Genomic DNA, 18,788 nt, shown 5'->3' on the forward strand with positions numbered 1-18,788 from the left:
CCACGACGAACGGAAAGCCGCCGACGATCCGCACCCGGCACCCCCTCAGGCGCCCCTACTTGGCGTAAATCGCCTCGATCTCCCCCGCGTAATCCTTGGCGACGACGTTCCGCTTCAGCTTCAACGACGGCGTCAAGTGCCCGGAGTCCTCGGTGAACTGAGCCCCCAGCACCCGGAACCTCCGCACCGACTCCGCCTTCGAGACCGCCGAGTTCCCGTCGTCGATCGCCGACTGGATCTCGGCGAGCAGCTCCGCGTCGTCCCGCAGCGACGCCGCCGTGGAGCCGGCCGGCTTGCCGTGCTCCGCGCACCACCGTCCGAGGAACTCCTCGTCGAGGGTGACCAGCGCGCCCACGAAGGGCCGCCCGTCGCCGACCACCATGCACTCCGCGACCAGCGCGTGCGCGCGGATGCGGTCCTCGATCACGGCCGGGGCGACGTTCTTGCCGCCGGCGGTGACGATGATCTCCTTCTTGCGGCCGGTGATCCGCAGGTACCCGTCCTCGTCGAGGGTGCCGATGTCACCGGTGTGGAACCAGCCGTCGGCCAGCGCCTCGGCGGTCGCGCCCGGGTTGTTCCAGTACTCCTTGAACAGGTGCTCGCCGTGCAGCAGCACCTCGCCGTCGTCCGCGATGCGCACCACGGAGCCCGGCAGCGGCTGACCGACCGTGCCGATCTTCTGCCGGTCCCAGGGGTTGAAGGCGGTGGCGGCGCAGGACTCGGTCAGGCCGTAGCCCTCCAGGACCGTGAAGCCGATGCCGCGGAAGAAGTGGCCGAGCCGCTCGCCGAGCGGGGCGCCGCCGGAGATGGCGTACTCGCCGCGTCCGCCGAGGACCGTGCGCAGTTTGCTGTAGACGAGCCGGTCGAAGACCTTGTGCTTGATCTTCAGGCCGACGGACGGACCCGACGGCGCGTCCAGCGCCCTGCTGTACGCGATGGCGGTGTCCGCCGCCTTGTCGAAGATCTTGCCCTTGCCGTCGGCCTGCGCCTTGGCGCGCGCCGAGTTGTAGACCTTCTCGAAGACACGCGGCACACCGAGGATCAGCGTCGGCCGGAAGGCGGCCAGCTCGTCGGTGAGGTTCTTGATGTCGGGGACGCAGCCCAGCTTGATCGGCGCGATCATCGGCGCGACCTGCACCAGCCGCCCGAAGACGTGCGCGAGGGGCAGGAAGAGGAGGACGGAGCACTCACCGGTGCGGAACAGGGGGCGCAGGCGCTCGACCACGTTCCCGCACTCGGCGAAGAAGCTGCGGTGGGTGAGGACGCAGCCCTTGGGGCGGCCGGTGGTGCCGGAGGTGTAGACGATCGTCGCGGGGTCGTCGGCCTTCGCGATCGAGCCGCGCTCCTCGACGGCGCGGTCGGTGACGTCCTGGCCGAGGCGGCCCAGTTCCTCCACGGCGCCGGCGTCGATCTGCCAGACGTTCTTGAGGGCGGGCAGCGCCTCGCGCACCGACTCGACGACGGCCGAGTGCCCGGCCGACTCCACGACGCAGGCGGTGGCCCCCGAGTCGCCGAGGATCCACTGCACCTGCTCCGGCGAGCTGGTCTCGTACACCGGCACGGTGATCGCGCCCGCGCTCCAGATGGCGAAGTCCAGCAGCGTCCACTCGTAGCGGGTGCGGGACATGAGGCCGACCCGGTCGCCCGGCTGGACACCGGAGGCGATCAGGCCCTTGGCGGCGGAGTGCACCTCGGCGAGGAAGTCGCGGGCCGTCACGTCCTGCCAGACGCCTGCCGCCTTGCGGGAGATGACGGCGACGTCGGGATACTGCGCGGCGTTTCTGCGGACGATGTCGGTCAGGTTTCCGTCCGCGGGGACCTCGTACAAGGCCGGAAGGCTGAACTCGCGCAAGACTGCTGCTCCTCATAGGGCGCCGGCGCCACGACACTGTGTGATGCGACGGTGCGGTCCAAGGCTCGGGCTGGTGCTCGGGAGATGGTTGAAATCCTGAGCACGACTGGACTGCCCGGACGTTACCCGCCGGTATGTGTTCTCCGACAGGGGGTCCCCGCGAGATGTTCGACGCGTCACACGGATGGGGTTTCCTTTGCGCACAGTAGTCGACGGATCAACCGACCAGCCAGTAACCGCAGGTCCGACCGCCACTGTTCACAAGAGGCGCGCGCTGCTTACGCTTGATCACCATGGCACCCACACCGGCCCGTAACACGAGCACGCGCGTCCACGTGGTCAGCGACGTGCACGGCAACGCCCGCGACCTGGCCAGGGCCGGCGAGGGCGCCGACGCCCTGATCTGCCTCGGCGACCTGGTCCTCTTCCTCGACTACGCCGACCACTCGCGCGGCATCTTCCCCGAACTGTTCGGGGTCGCGAACGCCGACCGCATCGTCGAGCTGCGCACCGCCCGCCGCTTCGCCGAGGCGCGGGAGTTCGGGGCGGGGCTGTGGGCGGGCGTCGGCGGGGACCGGTCGAAGCTGATCGAGGGGGCGGTGCGCAAGCAGTACGCCGAGCTGTTCGCCGCCTTCCCCACCCCGACGTACGCCACCTACGGCAACGTCGACGTGCCGCCGCTGTGGCCCGAGTACGCCCGCCCCGGCACGACCGTGCTCGACGGTGAGCGGGTGGAGATCGGCGGCCGGGTCTTCGGCTTCGTCGGCGGCGGCCTGCGCAGCCCGATGCGCACGCCGTACGAGATCAGCGACGAGGAGTACGCCGCGAAGATCGAGGCCGTCGGCGAGGTGGACGTGCTGTGCACCCACATCCCGCCGCAGGTGCCGGACCTGGTCTACGACACGGTGGCGCGGCGCTTCGAACGGGGCAGCCGGGCGCTGCTGGACGCGATCCGGCGGACCCGGCCCCGGTACGCGCTGTTCGGGCACGTGCACCAGCCGCTGGCCCGCCGCATGCGCATCGGCGCCACCGAGTGCGTGAACGTCGGCCACTTCGCGTCGACCGGGCGGCCGTGGGTGCTGGAGTGGTGATTTTTCCGACCGGGGCCGCACAGGCAGGTGGTGACCGTCGCGGCGTCCGTGCGCGATAGCCTTCACGCGGCACACACGTGCGCGCCACGGGCGCACGGGACCCAAGACGACTCACCACGACACCTGTACCGGCCCGCATCCGGAGGAGCCACGGCGATGGCGGAACACACCAGCTCGAGCATCACCATCGAGGCGGCACCCGCCGACGTCATGTCGGTGATCGCGGACTTCGCCCGCTACCCGGACTGGACCGGCGAGGTGAAGGAGGCCGAGGTCCTCGCCAGCGACGCCCAGGGGCGCGCCGAGCAGGTCCGGCTGGTCATGGACGCCGGCGCGATCAAGGACGACCAGACGCTGGCGTACACCTGGACCGGCGAGCACGAGGTCTCCTGGACGCTGGTGAAGTCGCAGATGCTGCGCTCACTCGACGGCTCCTACCTGCTCCGGCCGGCGGGCACCGGCACGGAGGTCACCTACCGGCTCACCGTCGACGTCAAGATCCCGATGCTGGGCATGATCAAGCGCAAGGCCGAGAAGGTCATCATCGACCGTGCGCTGGCGGGCCTGAAGAAGCGAGTGGAGACCCCGGCGAAGTAGCGTCGGCCGAGCCGCGGGCAATCGCGAACCACCCCGGCGTCACGCGGCCCGGGGCCGGACCGCGCAGGTACCGTTCAGCCTCATGCGCACCATCCTGATCACAGGCCCCGGCGGCAGCGGCCGTACCACCGTCGCGGCCGCCACCGCGCTCGCCGCCGCCCGGCAGGGCACCCGCACCCTGCTGCTCGGCACCGACCGCGACGACACCCTCGGTGCCGCGCTCGGGGTGCGCACCGGCCCGGCGCCGACGTCCGTCGAACCCCGCCTCACCGCCTGGCGGCCGGACGCCGCCCAGGGGTTCCGGGACGGCCTCGCCGCGCTCCAGGACCGCGCCTCCTCCGCCCTCGACCTCCTCGGCGCCGCCCGCCTCGACCCCGAGGAACTCACCCCCCTCCCCGGCGCCGACGAACTCGCCCTGCTGCGCGCCCTGCGCGACGCCGCCCTCGCGGAGCGGCACGACCTCCTCGTCGTCGACCTCCCGCCCGCCCCGCGCGCCCTCGCCCTGCTCGCCGCCCCCGAGGAACTGCGCCGCTGCCTGCGCCTGCTGCTGCCCCCCGAGCGGCAGGCGGCCCGCGCCCTGCGCCCCGTCCTCGGCAGGCTCGCGGGCGTCCCCATGCCCGCCGAGGCGCTGTACGAGGCCGCGGCCCGCTGGGACCTGGAACTCGCCGCCGCCGAAGCCGTCGTCGCCGACCGGAACACCGTCGTACGGCTGGTCGCCGAGCCCGGCCCGGCGGGCGCCGACGCGATCCACGCCACCGTCCTCGGCCTCGCCCTGCGCGGCCTGCGCACCGACCTGCTGATCGCCAACCGCGTGCTGCCCGAGGAGGTCCCGGCCGACAGCTGGCTCACCGGCCCCCTCGCCCAGCAGCGCAAGACGCTGGAGGAGTGGCGGGGCACGTACGACGTCCGCGCGCTCGCCCACCTCGGCCGCGATCCGCGCGGCACCGACGACCTCGCCGCGCTCGGCGCGCCGGGCGCCGGCCCGGCCGTCTCCCCGGTCGAATGGCCCGTCACCGACCGGCTGGCCGAGGACGGCGTCCTGGTCTGGCGCATCCCGCTGCCCGGCGCCGTACGCGAGGAACTCGACCTGGTCCGCCGGGGGGACGAACTGGTCGTCGCCGCCGGGCCGTTCCGCCGGATCGTTCCGCTGCCGTCCGCGCTGCGCCGCTGCACCGTCGACGGGGCCGCGCTGCGGGAGGGCACGCTCGCCGTCCGGTTCGCGCCGGACCCCCAGCTGTGGCCGCGGGGCCGCTGATCCCGCCACGGGGCCCGAGTCCGTTCGGGTAACGTCGTAAGGACGAAACGTAGTCAGGAGTCCGTCATGAGCGAAAAGCTCCCCCCGTCCGAGGCACCCCGCCCCGACGAGGCCGACGGGGCCGACGCCGCGCGGCCGGGCGACGCCGACGCCTGGGCGACGGCGTGCGCCGAGGACCTGGAGTCGGAGAAGGCCCGCCGCCGTGCCGAGTACGGGGTACCGCCCGGCTCGGCCGCCGAGGAGCTGCGCCGGCTCGTCGACACCGTGGCGGACAAGCTGTCCGGCCTCCAGTCCCCACTGCTCGGCCAGGTCGCCGGACCCGCCGCGCAGCAGGTGTTCCGGCAGGTCGTCCAGCAGGCCAGGGCCGCCGTCGAACCGGTCATCGAGCGCAACCCGGACGTCTTCGACCACCTCGCGGCCGCCGGCGGCGAACTCCTCGCCGCCTACCGCTCCGCCGTCCAGGACCAGGAACGCCGCTGGACCACCGGCAGTGCCGCGGCCAAGGACCCGCGCGACCCCCGCGACCAGGCCGAACACCGCGACGGCGACGGCGACGACGGCGACGAGGGCACCGGTCCGGGCCAGCGCATCGACCTGGACTGAGCCCCGCCTCGGGTACGGTTGGCCATAGCGGGGCTCGACCGAACTGAGGGATTCATGGGACTCACCATCGGCGTCGACATCGGCGGCACGAAGATCGCGGCCGGCGTGGTCGACGAGGAAGGCAACATCCTCTCGACCCACAAGGTGCCGACCCCCAGCACACCCGAGGCCATCGTGGACGCCATCGCCTCCGCGGTGGAGGGCGCACGCGTGGGGCACGAGATCGTCGGAGTGGGCATCGGCGCCGCCGGATACGTCAACCGCCAGCGCTCCACGGTCTACTTCGCGCCCAACATCGACTGGCGCCAGGAACCGCTCAAGGAGAAGGTCGAGGCCCGCGTCGGCCTCCCGGTCGTCGTGGAGAACGACGCCAACGCGGCCGCCTGGGGCGAGTACAAGTTCGGTGGTGGCAAGGGCCACCGCAACGTCATCTGCATCACCCTCGGCACCGGCCTCGGCGGCGGCATCATCATCGGCAACAAGCTGCGCCGCGGTCACTTCGGCGTGGCCGCCGAGTTCGGCCACATCCGCATGGTCCCGGACGGCCTGCTGTGCGGCTGCGGCTCGCAGGGCTGCTGGGAGCAGTACGCCTCCGGGCGCGCCCTGGTGAGGTACGCCAAGCAGCGCGCCAACGCCACCCCCGAGCGCGCCGAGGTGCTCCTCGCGCTCGGCGACGGCACCCCCGAGGGCATCGAGGGCAAGCACATCTCCGTGGCCGCCCGCCAGGGCTGCCCGGTCGCCGTCGACTCCTACCGGGAACTGGCCCGCTGGGCCGGCGCCGGCCTCGCCGACCTGGCCTCCCTCTTCGACCCGTCCGCCTTCATCGTCGGCGGCGGCCTCTCCGACGAGGGCGACCTGGTCCTCGACCCGATCCGCAAGTCCTACAAGCGCTGGCTGGTCGGCGGCAACTGGCGCCCGGTCGCCGACGTGGTCGCCGCGCAACTCGGCAACAAGGCGGGCCTGGTGGGCGCGGCCGACCTGGCCCGGGAGCCCGACCCGATCATGTAGGTCTCCGAGCCCCACGCGTACGACCGTGCCCGCCGGGCCCCCACCGGGGACGGCGGGCTCCGTCGTATCTTGATCCGCATGGCAACGTCGTCCCTCCCTCCCCTCCCCAACTCGTGTACCGAACCAGACGGTTCCGCCGTCGTCCGCGTCCTCGGCTACAACATCCGCTCGATGCGCGACGACACCGACGCCCTCGCCCGCGTCATCACCGCCTGCGCCCCCGACCTCGTCCTCCTCCAGGAGGCCCCCCGCTTCTTCCGGTGGCGCAAGAAGCTCACCCGGCTCGCCGACGCCTCCGGCCTGGTGCTGCTCTCCGGCGGCGCCCCCGCGGCCGGCCCCGCGCTGCTGTGCTCCCTGCGGGCCACCGTCGAGCGCACCGAGGACGTACTGCTCCCGCTCACCCCCGGCCGGCACCGGCGCGGCCTCGCCACCGCCGTGGTCCGGTTCGGCGGCGCCCGCCTCGGCGTCCTGAGCTGCCACCTGTCCCTGGAGGCGGAGGAGCGCCACGAGCAGGCGGGCCTGCTCCTCGACCGGCTGGCCGCCCTGGACGTCCCGCACGCGGTCGCGGGCGGCGACCTCAACGAGCGCCCCGGCGGCCGCACCTTCCGGCGCCTCGGCGAAGGGCTGCGGGACTGCTGGACCGCCGCGCCCTGGGGCGGCGAGTACACGTTCACACCCACGGCGCCCGACCGCCGCATCGACGCCGTCTTCGTCACCGAGGGCGTCGAGGTGCTGGGCTGCGGGGTGCCGCTGGGGCTGGCCGGAGTGGCCGAGGCGGACCTGAGGGCGGCCTCGGACCACCTTCCGGTCCTGACCGCCCTCCGCGTACCCGCGACGCCCTGAGCCCGGGCGCTGCCCGGGCGCCGGCTAGACCACCGCGCCCCGCCCCGGATCGTCGTCGTCCTCGTCGTCCGTCCGCATCCGCATGACCAGCGTGGCGAAGCCGCCGAGGAAGCCGCCGATGCTGAGGGTGGTCAGCCACCAGGTCATGTCCCAGCCGAACAGCACCGCCAGCAGGAGCAGCACGGGCCCGCCCAGCACGCCCAGCCAGGCGAACTTCGCGGTGGGGTCCGCCTCGGGCAGCGGCGGCGGCTCGGGCGGCACGAAGTGGCCCTCGTCGTCCTCGTCGAGGTCGTCGTCGGACGGCTCGGCCGGCGTGTGGTCGCGGGGACCGACGCCGGGCGCGAACGCGACGGAGCTGCCCAGCGGCCGGGCCGAGGACGGCTGGTCCGGCGCGGGCTTCTCGTCGTTCGTCTCGGGCTCCAGGAGGGCCAGGTCCTCGACCGACTTGAACGGCTTCGCGCCCGGCGGGTCCGGCGGCTCGTCCCCGTACCCGGCGACGATCGCGGCCCAGGCGGCGTCCTCGTCGAGGGGCACGCCGCCCTGCTCCTCGGGCCCGCGGTCCCCCGCGCGCTCCCGCCCCTCGGGGTGCTCCCGCTCCCGCTCCTCGCGGTCCTCGCGGTCGGAGTCGTGCTCAGCCACCTGCGGCCGTCCCTTCCTTGCCGAGACCGGGCTCCGGCTCCCTGACGGAACCGGGCGCGAGCCGGCCGATGAACGCGACGCTCTCCGCGAAGATCCGGTCCGCATCGTGGTCCAACGTCGCCACGTGGTAGCTCTGTTCCAGCAGGATCTCCGTCACGTCCGTGGACGACACCCGGCCGAGGATCCGCGCCGAGTCGGCCGGCGGCACCACGTGGTCCTGCGGGCTGCGCAGCAGCAGCAGCGGCTGCGTCACCTGCGGCAGGTCGCCGTCGGCGAGCCGGAAGTACGAGCGCAGCGAGTGGGCCGCGTGCAGCGGCACCCTGTCGTAGCCCAGCTCCGAGCTGAGCGGCTTGGCGATGTCGCTGGCGATGCCCTTCGTCGCCGGCAGCAGATGGCGGACGACCGGCAGGGCGTGCTGGGCCACGCCGTGCATCCGGTTCGCCGGGTTGACGACCATGACGCCCAAGACCGCGTCCCCGTGCTTGGCGGCGAGCCGCAGCGCCAGCGCGCCGCCCATCGACAGACCGGCCACGAAGACCCGCGCGCAGCGCTCGCGCAGGGCGCGCAGCTCACGGTCCACCTCCGCGTACCAGTCCTGCCAGCCGGTGACCTGCATGTCCTGCCAGCGGGTGCCGTGCCCGGGCAGCAGGGGCAGCGCCACGGTCAGGTCGCGGGCGGCGAGATACCGGGCCCAGGGGCGCAGCGACTGCGGGGAACCGGTGAAGCCGTGACAGAGGAGGACGCCGGTCTCCCCGCCCTCGTGGCGGAACGGCTCGGCTCCGGGCAGGACCGACACGTCTCGGTCTCCTGTCGTCAGATACTTGCGGGTACTTCACCGTACGCGACCGCACTGACACCGACCAGGGCCGTCGGGGCCATTGACGGTGCCCCGGGATAGGGTCTGACCCACAGACACAGGAGGCAATCGGTTGTTGTACGGCGCGATGAAGGTCACCGTCGGGGGTTCGCTGAAGCTCGCCTTCCGGCCCTGGGTGGAGGGCCTGGAGCACATCCCGGCCGACGGCCCCGCCATTCTGGCGAGCAACCACCTGTCGTTCTCCGACTCGTTCTTCCTGCCCGCCGTCCTCGACCGCAAGGTGACCTTCATCGCCAAGGCCGAGTACTTCAACACCCCGGGCGTCAAGGGACGGCTCACCGCCGCGTTCTTCAAGGGCGTCGGCCAGCTTCCGGTGGACCGCTCCGGCGTGCGCGGCGCCGGCGAGGCCGCCATCCGGAGCGGCATAGAGGTCCTGGAGCGCGGTGAGCTGTTCGGCATCTACCCCGAGGGCACGCGCTCGCCCGACGGCCGCCTCTACCGGGGCAAGCCGGGCGGGCTCGCGCGCGTCGCGCTGGCCACCGGCGCGCCCGTGATCCCGGTCGCCATGATCGACACCGAGAAGATCCAGCCGCCCGGCCAGGTGATGCCGAAGCTGATGCGGCCCGGCATCCGCATCGGCCGGCCCCTGGACTTCTCCCGCTACCAGGGCATGGAGCACGACCGCTTCGTGCTCCGCGCGGTGACCGACGAGGTCATGTACGAGATCATGAAGCTCTCCGGCCAGGAGTACGTCGACGTCTACGCGACCGCGATGAAGCGGCAGATCGCGGACGCGGCCAAGGCCGAGAAGGAGGCGGGCAAGGCGGCGAAGGCCGCGCTCGCCCAGGCGGAGAAGGCCGAGAAGGGCGACAGAGAAGAGAAGGCCGAGAAGGCCGAGAAGGACCCTGCCGGGTCCTAGCCCGGGAGACCGGCAGCGCGGGGGAGGGGGGGACATGGCCAGGCGCGAGAGAGTCATGCGGATGTCGGTCGAGCAGCCGCTGTGGCGCGCGCTCGCCGGGTACCGCGTGCTGACCATGCTGTACGCGATCGGCTTCTTCGCCACCGCCTACTCCGGCTTCGTCCGCCCCTGGCTCGCCGTCGCCTACTACGCCCTCCTGTTCGTCTGGACCCTCGCCACCCTGCCGAAGGTCGCGGGCGCCGCGAACTGCACCAAGCGCTTCCTCGCCGCCGACCTCACCATCGCCGTCACCGGCATCCTGATCACGCCCCTCGCCGACGCCCACGAGCGGGTCATGGACGGCGGCCCCACCCTGCCGTCGATATGGACCGCCGGCTCCGTCCTGGCCTTCGCCATCAAGGGCGGCTGGCGCTGGGCGGCCGCCGCCTCCACCCTGGTCGCCGTCGCCAACCTGGTCGAGCGCGGCACCCCGGCCCGCGACACCGTGCACAACGTGATCCTCGTCTGGGTCGCCTCCATCGCCATCGGCTACGTCGTCGAGGTAGCCCGCGCCTCCGAGCGCACCCTCGCCCGCGCCCTGGAGATCGAGGCGGCCACCAGGGAACGCGAACGGCTCGCCCGGGACATCCACGACAGCGTCCTCCAGGTACTGGCGATGGTGCAGCGGCGCGGCGCCGTCATCGGCGGCGAGGCGGCCGAGCTGGGCCGGATGGCCGGTGAGCAGGAGGTGGCGCTGCGCACCCTGGTCTCCGGCGGCCTGGTCCCGGTCTCCCGCGTCTCCGAGGACACCGCCGAGGGCGCGGTCGTCCGGGCGGTGGAGGAACCGGAACCGGCGGACCCGGACGGCCACGTCGACCTGCGGGCCCTGCTCGCCCCGTACGCCGGTTCCCTCGTGCACCTCGCCGAGCCGGGCGCGCCCGTCCCGCTGACCCCGGCCGCGGCGCGGGAGCTGGCGGCGGCCGTGGGGGCCGCCCTGGACAACGTACGCGTGCACGTCGGTGAGCGGGCGCGGGCCTGGATCCTGGTCGAGGACGAGCCGCACGAGGTGATCGTCACCGTCCGCGACGAGGGACCGGGCATCCCGGACGGGCGGCTCGCCGAGGCCGAGGGCGAGGGGCGGCTCGGGGTGGCCCTGTCGATCCGGGGCCGGCTGCGCGACCTCGGCGGCACGGCCGAACTGATCTCGGTGCCCGGCCAGGGCACGGAGGTCGAACTGAGGGCACCGAAGGTAACCGGCGGCGGCGCCGCCCGGGGGAAGGCAGCGGACCATGAGTGAACGACGGGAACCGATCAGGGTCATGGTGGTCGACGACCACCCGATGTGGCGCGACGCGGTCGCCCGGGACCTGGCCGAGTCCGGCTTCGACGTGGTCGCCACCGCGGGCGACGGGGACCAGGCGGTGCGCCGTGCCCGGGCCACCGCGCCCGAGGTCCTCGTCCTCGACCTCAACCTGCCCGGCAAGCCCGGCGTCCAGGTCTGCAAGGAGGTCGTCGGCGCCGATCCGAGGCTGCGCGTCCTCGTCCTCTCGGCGAGCGGGGAGCACGCCGACGTGCTGGAGGCGGTGAAGTCCGGCGCGACCGGCTACCTGCTGAAGTCGGCGTCCACCGAGGAGTTGCAGGACGCGGTGCGCCGTACGGCCGTCGGCGACCCGGTGTTCACGCCGGGACTGGCCGGCCTGGTCCTCGGCGAGTACCGCCGCCTCGCCTCCGAACCCGCCCCCGCCGCGGGCGCCGACGAACCCGGGGCGCCCCGGCTCACCGACCGGGAGACCGAGGTGCTGCGCCTGGTCGCCAAGGGCCTGAGCTACAAGCAGATCGCCGAGCGCCTCGTGATCTCCCACCGCACCGTGCAGAACCACGTCCAGAACACGCTCGGCAAGCTCCAACTGCACAACCGGGTCGAGCTGGTCCGGTACGCGATAGAACGAGGTCTGGACGACGCCTGACCCCACGCGGGACAGTGGCCCCAACCAATCACCCTCCCAAAGGGGTTGTGCGATGAAGGTCGGAGTACTGACCGGAGGCGGCGACTGCCCCGGGCTCAACGCCGTCATCAGGGCCATCGTCCGCAAGGGAGTCCAGGAGTACGGCTACGAGTTCACCGGCTTCCGGGACGGCTGGCGCGGCCCCCTGGAAGGCGACACCGTCCGCCTCGACATTCCGGCCGTCCGCGGCATCCTGCCCCGCGGCGGCACCATCCTCGGCTCCTCGCGCACCAATCCGCTCCAGCAGGAGCACGGCATCCGGCGCATCAAGGAGAACCTGGCCAAGCTCGACGTCGGCGCGCTCATCGCCATCGGCGGCGAGGACACCCTCGGCGTCGCCACCCGGCTCGCCGACGAGTACGGCGTGCCCTGCGTCGGCGTCCCCAAGACCATCGACAACGACCTGTCCGCCACCGACTACACCTTCGGCTTCGACACCGCGGTCGGCATCGCCACGGAGGCCATCGACCGGCTGCACACCACCGCCGAGTCCCACATGCGGGTCCTCGTCGTCGAGGTCATGGGACGGCACGCGGGCTGGATCGCCCTGCACTCGGGCCTGGCCGGCGGCGCCAACGTCATCCTCATCCCCGAGCAGCGCTTCGACGTCGAGCAGGTGTGCACCTGGGTGACCTCCCGGTTCCGGGCGTCCTACGCCCCGATCGTGGTCGTCGCCGAGGGCGCGATGCCGCGCGACGGCGACATGGTGCTCAAGGACGAGTCGCTCGACTCCTACGGACACGTCCGGCTGTCCGGGGTCGGCGAATGGCTGGCCAAGCAGATCGAGAAACGCACCGGCAAGGAGGCCCGCACCACCGTCCTCGGCCACGTCCAGCGCGGTGGCACACCCAGCGCCTTCGACCGCTGGCTCGCCACCCGTTTCGGCCTGCACGCCATCGACTGCGTGCGCGACGGCGACTTCGGCAAGATGGTCGCCCTGCGCGGCACGGACATCGTCCGCGTCCCGATCGCCGACGCCACGGTCCGCCTGAAGACCGTCGACCCGAAGCTGTACGAGGAGGTGGGCGTCTTCTTCGGCTGACCGGCCGAGGGGCCACCGGCCGACCGGCGGCTCCGGGCGGCGAGTCGTATATTCGGCCCGGAGCCCACCGGAAGGGGAGCGGTCATGGAGATCCTGGCCTTCGGCGTCCAGGCCGACGAGCAGCCCCTGATCGAGCGGGCCTTCCGCGACGCCGAGGAGGTCCGCTGCCTGGACGTCTTCCTCAACGAGGACACCGCCCCCATCGCGGCCGGCCACGAGATCATCTCGACCTCCGTCAACGCCGACCTCGGCGAGGGCGTCCTGGAGATCCTCGCGGCCGGCGGCACCCGGATGGTGGCCCAGCGCTCCACCGGCTTCAACAACATCGACCTGGACACCGCCGAGCGGCTCGGCCTGACCGTGGCGAGGGTGTCGTACTACTCGCCGTACTCGGTCGCCGAATTCGCCTGGGCGCTGGCCATGGCCGTCAACCGCCGGATCGTCCGCGCCTCCATCCGCACCCGTGACTTCGACTTCCGCCTGCACGGCCTGATGGGCCGGGACATGCACGGCCGCACCGCCGGTGTCATCGGCACCGGCAAGATCGGCGAGGCCTTCGCCCGGATCGCCCACGGATTCGGCATGCGCCTGCTCGGCTGGGACGTCGCCGAGAACCCCGCCTGCGTAGAACTCGGCATGCGCTACGTCCCGAAGGACGAGCTGCTCACCCGGTCCGACCTGATCACCCTGCACGTCCCGCTGATGGCCGAGACCCGGCACCTGATCGACGCGGCCGCCCTCGAGGCGATGCGCGACGACGCCATCCTGGTCAACTCCAGCCGCGGCGGCCTGATCGACACCGCCGCACTCGTCGGCCAGCTGCGCGCGGGCCGCCTCGCGGGCGTGGGCCTGGACGTCTACGAGGCGGAGGCGGGCCTGTTCTTCCTCGACAAGTCGCTGGAACCCGTCGAGGACGACACCCTGGCCCGCCTCGTCACCTTCCCGAACGTCCTGGTCACCTCGCACCAGGCGTACTACACCGAGGACGCCGTCGGCCAGATCGTCGACGCGACGGCGCGCAACGTCCTCGACTACCGGGAGGGCCGCCGCTCGGAGAACGTGCTGGTGCCGCGCAGCTGACCGGCCAGCTCCCGCACGATCGCGGCGCCGTTCAGCGTCAACACCGACTCGGGGTGGAACTGGACCCCGGCGAAGCCCGGCCCGCGCAGCGCGTGCACCTCGCCGCCCGCCGAGCGGCTCACCTCGATGCCGTGCGCGGCCAGCTCGGCGGCGCTTCCGTCGTCGCAGTGCGCGGTGAAGCTGTTGTAGAAGCCGACCGTCTCGCGCCGCCCGAAGAGGTCGATCTCGGTCTGCGCCCCCTGGTACGGCACCTCCTTGCGGACGATGTCCAGACCCAGCTCCGCCGCGATCAGCTCGTGCCCGAGGCAGACGCCGAGGACACCGTGCCGGTGGTCCCGGATCACCTCGGCGGCCAGGGCGCGCAGGAAGCGCATCTTCGGGTCGCCGGGGTCCGACGGGTCACCGGGCCCCGGCCCCAGGACCACCGGCCCCTCGTGCCCGAGCACCGCCTCGCGCAGCCCCGGCTCGTCGTACCGCCGTACGCTCACCGCGAGCCCCGAGGAGCGCAGCAGGTGGGCGAGCATCGCCGTGAAGGTGTCCTCGCCGTCGACGACCAGGGCGTGCCCGGTGAGCGCGTCGGCCGGCTCCCGCATCCGCAGCCAGAACGGGGCCAGCGAGGCCCGGCGCCCGTCCAGCGCCGCCCGGACCCGGGGGTCGTCGGCCAGCCTCGGCCGGTCCGCCTTCGCACGCGGCCGGGACGGGCGTACACCGAGCGCCGCCAGTACCCCGGCCGCCTTGGCGTGGGTCTCCGCGACCTCGCCCGCCGGGTCCGACCCGCGCACCAGCGTGGCGCCGACCGGCACCCGCAGCCGCCCGTCGGCGTCGAGGTCGGCGGTGCGGATCAGGATGGGGGAGTCGAGGGTCTGGGCGCCGCCGGAGTCCCGCCCCAGCAGCGCCAGCGCCCCCGCGTAGTAGCCGCGCCCCCCGGCCTCGTGCCGCTCGATGACCCGGCAGGCGTTCTGCACCGGAGAGCCGGTGACCGTCGCCGCGAACATCGTCTCCCGCAGCACCTCCCGCACGTCCAGCGAGGAGCGGCCGCGCAGTTCGTACTCGGTGTGCGCGAGGTGCGCCATCTCCTTGAGCCGCGGCCCGACCACGACGCCGCCCATGTCGCCGACGGTGCACATCATCTTCAGCTCCTCGTCGACGACCATCGACAGCTCCTCGATCTCCTTGCCGTCGGCGAGGAAGCGGAGCAGGTGCTCGGGGGTCGGGCCCTCGGCGGGGTAGCGGTAGGTCCCGCTGATCGGGTTCATCACGACGGTGCCGCCGGACATCCGCACGTGCACCTCCGGGCTCGCCCCGACCAGCGTGCGGTCGCCGGTGTGCACCACGAAGGTCCAGTAGGCGCCCCGCTCGCCCGCGAGCAGCCGCCGGAACAGGGCCAGGGCGTCGGCCCGGCCGAAGCCGGGGACGCGGCCCCGGTACGTCCGCCGGATCACGAAGTTGGCGCCCTCACCGCGCCCGATCTCCTCCTCCAGCACCCGGCCGACGATCCGCGCGTACTCCTCGTCGTCGACGTCGAAGCCGCCGTCCTCGACCCGGACGTCGTGCGCGGGCAGCTGGTCGAGGACGTCGGCGAGCGGGATCTCGTACCGCTCCTCGGGGGTCAGCACGAGCAGCGGCGTGCCGTCGTCGCGGACGTCGAAGCCGCGTTCGCGGATCTGCCGGAACGGGACGAGCGCGAGTCCCTCGTCGGGCAGGTCGGCGAGTCTGTCGTGCTCGGTCACCGGGCCGCGCAGCAGTTCCACGGTGTCGTGATCGTGGCCCGGGGTGCGGCGGCGGAGCAGGGCGAACGGGCGGGAGTCGGCCAGGAGGCCGTCGAGCGGTGTCATGAGTCCGTGTCCTTCTCGGTTCGTCGGAGAGAGGAACGGACCCGGTCGCGGAAACACCGAAGGCCGCCCCTCGGGCGGCCTTCGCGAAGTCTTACGTCACGCGCAGTCAGCGGGCCGCCGGATGAGCGGTCCACCACCAGTTCTGGGTCGAGTGCGCGAACATGCCGCAGACCCTACTGCATCCCCGCGCGGCGCCGCGGCACATCCCGGGATCCGGGACGCCCGCGGCGCCGGTGCCGACGTCAGACGATCATGTTGTACGTGTTCCAGCCGCCGCCGACCCGGGCGCGGGCCTTGAACGGAGCGGAGGCGCTGCCGGTGCCCTGGTAGAACCAGAGCACGCCGTCCTTGTCGCGGGCGATCAGGTCGGGCACCCCGTCGCGGTTGAGGTCGCTGGGGCCGTTCAGCACGTCGTAGGCGGACCAGCCGCCGCCGACCCTGCTCATGGCCTCGAAGGGCTTCGCCGGGTTGCCGGTGCCCTTGTAGAGCCAGAGCACCCCGCTCTTGTCCCGGGCGATCAGGTCGGCCCTGCCGTCCCCGGTGAGATCGCCGGTGTCGGCCAGCGCGTTGAAGGCGGACCAGCCGCCGCCGACCCTGCTCATGGCCTCGAAGGGTTTGGCCGGGTCGCCGGTGCCCTTGTAGAGCCAGAGGACCCCGCTCTTGTCGCGGGCGATCAGGTCGGCCCTGCCGTCCCCGCTGAGGTCCCGGGCGCCGGTGAGCGTGTCGTAGACCGACCAGCCGCCGCCGACCCGGACACGGGACCCGAAGGGCTTCGCCGGGTTGCCGGTGCCCTTGTAGTACCAGAGCACCCCGCTCTTGTCGCGGGCCACCATGTCGCCGGTGCCGTCCGCGCGCAGCGCCGTCAGGGTCGTCACCGCGTTGTAGTCGTTCCAGCCGCCGCCGACCCGGAAGCGGCCGAAGAACGGGGTGGAGGGGTCCCCGGTGCCCTGGTACTGCCACAGCACGCCCGAGGCGTCCCGGCCGAGGATGTTGTAGCGGTCGGTGCCCGGGTCGGGCGCGGTGCCCTTGACCAGCTGGACGTCGGCCGTGCGCACGTAGCCGATGCGGTGGTTGAAGCGGATCGGGTAGTACGTCGTGTCGCCCACGACCACGACGCGCGAGCCGGTGCCCGAGCCGTCGATGTTGCCGCTGTTGTAGTACGAGCCCTTCACGGCGCCGCCGGCCAGGGCGTACTTCTGCCCGCTCAGGACGCCGTACTTGCTCAGGGACTCGTTGTTCTTGTTCTGCACCGGCACGCCCGTGCCCGCGTACGCGCCGTCCTCGGGGTAGGCGCGGCCGTACACCGGGACGGAGCTCGCCCCGGCCTTGGCCGTGACCACGTCCGGGGTGCCGGCGGCGGTGGCGAACTGGCCGCCCCGGTTGTAGAACCAGGCCTTCTTGCCGCCGTACCAGATGGCCGTCCAGTCCTGCCGCGCCTCGGCGACCACGAACTCACCGCCGGCCAGGGCCTTGTTGCCCCAGTTCCAGCCCTCGCTCCAGGTCTGGCTGCCCAGGTACGGGTCGGTGAGCGTGGCCGAGGAGGTGGACGGCGAGGAGTACAGGTACGTGAAGTTCGCCGGCTGCTGCGGGACCGCGGAGCCGTTGTTGGTGATCTTCGGCTGGTTCGCCGTGGTGAACGGCGGCACGACGCGGACCACCTGACCGGCCTTGTACGGGCCGCCCGGCCCCTCGGCGCCGGTGGGGGCGCCCAGCAGGCCCATGTAGTGGTTCCAGTCCCAGAACGGGCCCGGGTCCCAGTGCTGGGTCTTCACGTTCGCGTCCAGGACGCCCGGCACCTCGTCGTGGCCGATGATGTGCTCGCGGTCCAGGGGGATGCCGTACTTCCCGGCCAGGTACTTCACCAGCGCCGCCGAGGACTCGTACTGCGGCTCGGTGTACCAGCTGCCGTCCTTGATGGCGTAACCCTCGTGCTCGATGCCGATCGAGTGCATGTTGAGGGTCTTGTTGGCCGCGTGCCAGGCCTCGTTCTTGTTCTCGACGAGCTGGGTGACCAGACCGTCGGAGGCGCGGATCAGGTAGTGGGCGCTGGCGTACGACAGGGAGTTCTGGAAGACGCCCAGGGCGCTGCTGTAGCTGCCCTCGGTGTCGTGGATCACGATCGAGGTGATCTCGTTGCCCGCCACCGGGCGGTTCGCCACGTTGTAGTTGCCCCAGTCGTCGATGCCGCCGTTCTGCTTGTAGGCGGCGGGACGGAAGTCGCAGCTGAGGCCCGAGGGGCAGTCGGGGGCCGGGGCGGCGGTGGCGGCGGCGAGGTCCAGGTCCGCCGTGCGGTCCGGCCGCACGGCCGGGTCGGCCGGCAGCGTGAGGGACTGGCCGTCGGCGGTGACGCGCCGCTCACCGGTCCTGATCGACTCGTACACGCGCTGCGCGAACTGCCGCGCGCCCTTGGCGTCCGTCGACTGGCCGGCCCGGGCGACCGCCGGGTACCAGGCCCCGGGGTCCTCGGACAGCGAACCGGTCGCGTCCCGCTGGTACTCGGCGAGCAGGGCGGCGCCCGCCCGGATGCTCTCCCCGGAGTCGCCGCGCACCTCCTCGGGCGAGGCGTCGATGAGACCGGCCGCCTCGTCCAGGGTGTGCAGCCGGGGGTCGCTGGTGTCGACGGGCTCCTGGCGCAGGCTCCGGAGCGCCTTCGCGGCGTCGAAGTTCTTCTCGACGACCGGGTCGCCGCTGCGGTTCATGTGCTCGAGCCGGTGCTCGCGCTCCTCGGCGGAGCCGTCGTCCGGCAGGCTCTCCGGGTCGACGTCCGTGAGTCCCATCACGTTGTAGGCGCCGGTGGTGCTCGGCAGCCCGTCGTGGTCCTCCCAGCGCGTCTGCCGGTACGAGACCGCCATGAGGACGCTCTGCGGGACGCCGAACTCCTCCGCGGCCGCCCGGAACTCGTCCTGCAACCGGGCCCCCGGCGCCGTCGCGGCCCGGGCGGTGTCCGAGCCCAGGAACCCGGGCGAGGCCAGGGCCAGGGTGCCGGCCGTGGCGGCGACGGCCACCGCCGACGCGACGCCGTAGACGAGCAGTCTCTTCTTCGTGCGGTCCCTGCGGTGTTCCGCGCTCAAATCCCCACCCCGATATACGCGCTCGACATGTACTTGAGATGTCCGTGATCACAACCACGGAAGGCGCGTGAGGGTATCAACCCGGCCGCCGGGCCCGCCGCCCGGGTCCGTCTCACCTGTCGAGCCGGGCACCGACCGCGTACGCGGACCC

Annotated in this window: 17 protein-coding genes; 11 read left to right on the forward strand and 6 right to left on the reverse strand. The window is 72.8% G+C overall.

Annotated features, from left to right (window positions below; all coding sequences use genetic code 11):
- Positions 1–55 precede the first annotated feature (55 nt).
- Complete coding sequence (locus ACZ67M_RS04435; RefSeq protein WP_469849515.1) at positions 56–1,852, reverse strand: AMP-dependent synthetase/ligase; 1,797 nt, start codon at positions 1,850–1,852, stop codon at positions 56–58.
- A gap of 293 nt (positions 1,853–2,145) precedes the next feature.
- Here ACZ67M_RS04435 and ACZ67M_RS04440 point away from each other — a divergent pair, with 293 nt between their 5' ends.
- The 6 genes from ACZ67M_RS04440 to ACZ67M_RS04465 all read left to right on the forward strand — a co-directional run bounded on the left by ACZ67M_RS04440 (position 2,146) and on the right by ACZ67M_RS04465 (position 7,249).
- Entirely contained in the window at positions 2,146–2,943 is a 798-nt protein-coding gene (locus ACZ67M_RS04440) for a metallophosphoesterase family protein (RefSeq protein ID WP_122614974.1), read from the forward strand.
- Between the two features lie 156 nt (positions 2,944–3,099).
- Positions 3,100–3,540 carry an SRPBCC family protein gene (locus ACZ67M_RS04445; protein ID WP_122614973.1) on the forward strand — a complete coding sequence of 147 codons (441 nt, stop codon included), beginning with the start codon at positions 3,100–3,102 and terminating at the stop codon, positions 3,538–3,540.
- Positions 3,541–3,622: 82 nt separating this feature from the next.
- Complete coding sequence (locus ACZ67M_RS04450; RefSeq protein ID WP_361361595.1) at positions 3,623–4,795, forward strand: ArsA family ATPase; 1,173 nt, start codon at positions 3,623–3,625, stop codon at positions 4,793–4,795.
- 66 nt (positions 4,796–4,861) lie between these two features.
- Positions 4,862–5,398 carry a DUF5304 domain-containing protein gene (locus ACZ67M_RS04455; protein WP_361361593.1) on the forward strand — a complete coding sequence of 179 codons (537 nt, stop codon included), beginning with the start codon at positions 4,862–4,864 and terminating at the stop codon, positions 5,396–5,398.
- Between the two features lie 54 nt (positions 5,399–5,452).
- The gene (locus ACZ67M_RS04460) at positions 5,453–6,406 is read left to right on the forward strand and encodes an ROK family glucokinase (RefSeq protein ID WP_122614970.1); all 954 of its coding nucleotides are present in this window, start codon (positions 5,453–5,455) and stop codon (positions 6,404–6,406) included.
- Between the two features lie 78 nt (positions 6,407–6,484).
- Positions 6,485–7,249 carry an endonuclease/exonuclease/phosphatase family protein gene (locus tag ACZ67M_RS04465; RefSeq protein ID WP_392103638.1) on the forward strand — a complete coding sequence of 255 codons (765 nt, stop codon included), beginning with the start codon at positions 6,485–6,487 and terminating at the stop codon, positions 7,247–7,249.
- A gap of 24 nt (positions 7,250–7,273) precedes the next feature.
- Here the strand turns inward: ACZ67M_RS04465 and ACZ67M_RS04470 are convergent, their stop codons facing one another.
- Positions 7,274–7,888 carry a hypothetical protein gene (locus ACZ67M_RS04470; RefSeq protein ID WP_392009136.1) on the reverse strand — a complete coding sequence of 205 codons (615 nt, stop codon included), beginning with the start codon at positions 7,886–7,888 and terminating at the stop codon, positions 7,274–7,276.
- The gene (locus tag ACZ67M_RS04475; RefSeq protein ID WP_385801746.1) at positions 7,881–8,684 is read right to left on the reverse strand and encodes an alpha/beta hydrolase; all 804 of its coding nucleotides are present in this window, start codon (positions 8,682–8,684) and stop codon (positions 7,881–7,883) included. Before ACZ67M_RS04475 ends, ACZ67M_RS04470 begins: the two co-directional genes overlap by 8 nt.
- Before the next feature lie 148 nt (positions 8,685–8,832).
- Here ACZ67M_RS04475 and ACZ67M_RS04480 point away from each other — a divergent pair, with 148 nt between their 5' ends.
- The 5 genes from ACZ67M_RS04480 (at position 8,833) to ACZ67M_RS04500 (ending at position 13,731) form a co-directional block, all read left to right on the forward strand.
- Positions 8,833–9,624 carry a lysophospholipid acyltransferase family protein gene (locus tag ACZ67M_RS04480; RefSeq protein WP_392240112.1) on the forward strand — a complete coding sequence of 264 codons (792 nt, stop codon included), beginning with the start codon at positions 8,833–8,835 and terminating at the stop codon, positions 9,622–9,624.
- Between the two features lie 34 nt (positions 9,625–9,658).
- Positions 9,659–10,900, forward strand: coding sequence for a MacS family sensor histidine kinase (gene macS / locus ACZ67M_RS04485; RefSeq protein WP_469849519.1), 1,242 nt, complete (start codon positions 9,659–9,661; stop codon positions 10,898–10,900).
- Positions 10,893–11,570 carry a response regulator gene (locus tag ACZ67M_RS04490; RefSeq protein ID WP_450735996.1) on the forward strand — a complete coding sequence of 226 codons (678 nt, stop codon included), beginning with the start codon at positions 10,893–10,895 and terminating at the stop codon, positions 11,568–11,570. The genes macS and ACZ67M_RS04490 overlap by 8 nt, the downstream gene beginning before the upstream one ends.
- Before the next feature lie 52 nt (positions 11,571–11,622).
- Positions 11,623–12,651, forward strand: a complete 1,029-nt coding sequence (locus ACZ67M_RS04495; protein WP_469849521.1) for a 6-phosphofructokinase — start codon at positions 11,623–11,625, stop codon at positions 12,649–12,651.
- Positions 12,652–12,735: 84 nt separating this feature from the next.
- Entirely contained in the window at positions 12,736–13,731 is a 996-nt protein-coding gene (locus tag ACZ67M_RS04500; protein WP_361361579.1) for a 2-hydroxyacid dehydrogenase, read from the forward strand.
- Here the strand turns inward: ACZ67M_RS04500 and ACZ67M_RS04505 are convergent.
- The 3 genes from ACZ67M_RS04505 to ACZ67M_RS04515 all read right to left on the reverse strand — a co-directional run bounded on the left by ACZ67M_RS04505 (position 13,683) and on the right by ACZ67M_RS04515 (position 18,637).
- The gene (locus tag ACZ67M_RS04505; protein WP_469849523.1) at positions 13,683–15,566 is read right to left on the reverse strand and encodes an anthranilate synthase family protein; all 1,884 of its coding nucleotides are present in this window, start codon (positions 15,564–15,566) and stop codon (positions 13,683–13,685) included. The genes ACZ67M_RS04500 and ACZ67M_RS04505 overlap by 49 nt on opposite strands.
- 106 nt (positions 15,567–15,672) lie before the next feature.
- Positions 15,673–15,771, reverse strand: coding sequence for a trp operon leader peptide (locus tag ACZ67M_RS04510; protein ID WP_122614961.1), 99 nt, complete (start codon positions 15,769–15,771; stop codon positions 15,673–15,675).
- Positions 15,772–15,808: 37 nt separating this feature from the next.
- Positions 15,809–18,637 carry an N-acetylmuramoyl-L-alanine amidase gene (locus ACZ67M_RS04515; protein ID WP_469849525.1) on the reverse strand — a complete coding sequence of 943 codons (2,829 nt, stop codon included), beginning with the start codon at positions 18,635–18,637 and terminating at the stop codon, positions 15,809–15,811.
- Between the last annotated feature and the right edge of the window lie 151 nt (positions 18,638–18,788).

The organism is Streptomyces sp. NPDC107500 (assembly GCF_055582785.1).

Coding starts and splice junctions, on each gene's coding strand:
- ACZ67M_RS04480 (WP_392240112.1), top strand. CDS start 8,833: ATGAAGGTCACCGTCGGGGGTTCGCTGAAGCTCGCCTTCCGGCCCTGG.
- ACZ67M_RS04445 (WP_122614973.1), top strand. CDS start 3,100: ATGGCGGAACACACCAGCTCGAGCATCACCATCGAGGCGGCACCCGCC.
- macS (WP_469849519.1), top strand. CDS start 9,659: ATGGCCAGGCGCGAGAGAGTCATGCGGATGTCGGTCGAGCAGCCGCTG.
- ACZ67M_RS04490 (WP_450735996.1), top strand. CDS start 10,893: ATGAGTGAACGACGGGAACCGATCAGGGTCATGGTGGTCGACGACCAC.
- ACZ67M_RS04450 (WP_361361595.1), top strand. CDS start 3,623: ATGCGCACCATCCTGATCACAGGCCCCGGCGGCAGCGGCCGTACCACC.
- ACZ67M_RS04440 (WP_122614974.1), top strand. CDS start 2,146: ATGGCACCCACACCGGCCCGTAACACGAGCACGCGCGTCCACGTGGTC.
- ACZ67M_RS04460 (WP_122614970.1), top strand. CDS start 5,453: ATGGGACTCACCATCGGCGTCGACATCGGCGGCACGAAGATCGCGGCC.
- ACZ67M_RS04500 (WP_361361579.1), top strand. CDS start 12,736: ATGGAGATCCTGGCCTTCGGCGTCCAGGCCGACGAGCAGCCCCTGATC.
- ACZ67M_RS04465 (WP_392103638.1), top strand. CDS start 6,485: ATGGCAACGTCGTCCCTCCCTCCCCTCCCCAACTCGTGTACCGAACCA.
- ACZ67M_RS04455 (WP_361361593.1), top strand. CDS start 4,862: ATGAGCGAAAAGCTCCCCCCGTCCGAGGCACCCCGCCCCGACGAGGCC.
- ACZ67M_RS04510 (WP_122614961.1), bottom strand. CDS start 15,771: ATGTGCCGCGGCGCCGCGCGGGGATGCAGTAGGGTCTGCGGCATGTTC.
- ACZ67M_RS04505 (WP_469849523.1), bottom strand. CDS start 15,566: ATGACACCGCTCGACGGCCTCCTGGCCGACTCCCGCCCGTTCGCCCTG.
- ACZ67M_RS04495 (WP_469849521.1), top strand. CDS start 11,623: ATGAAGGTCGGAGTACTGACCGGAGGCGGCGACTGCCCCGGGCTCAAC.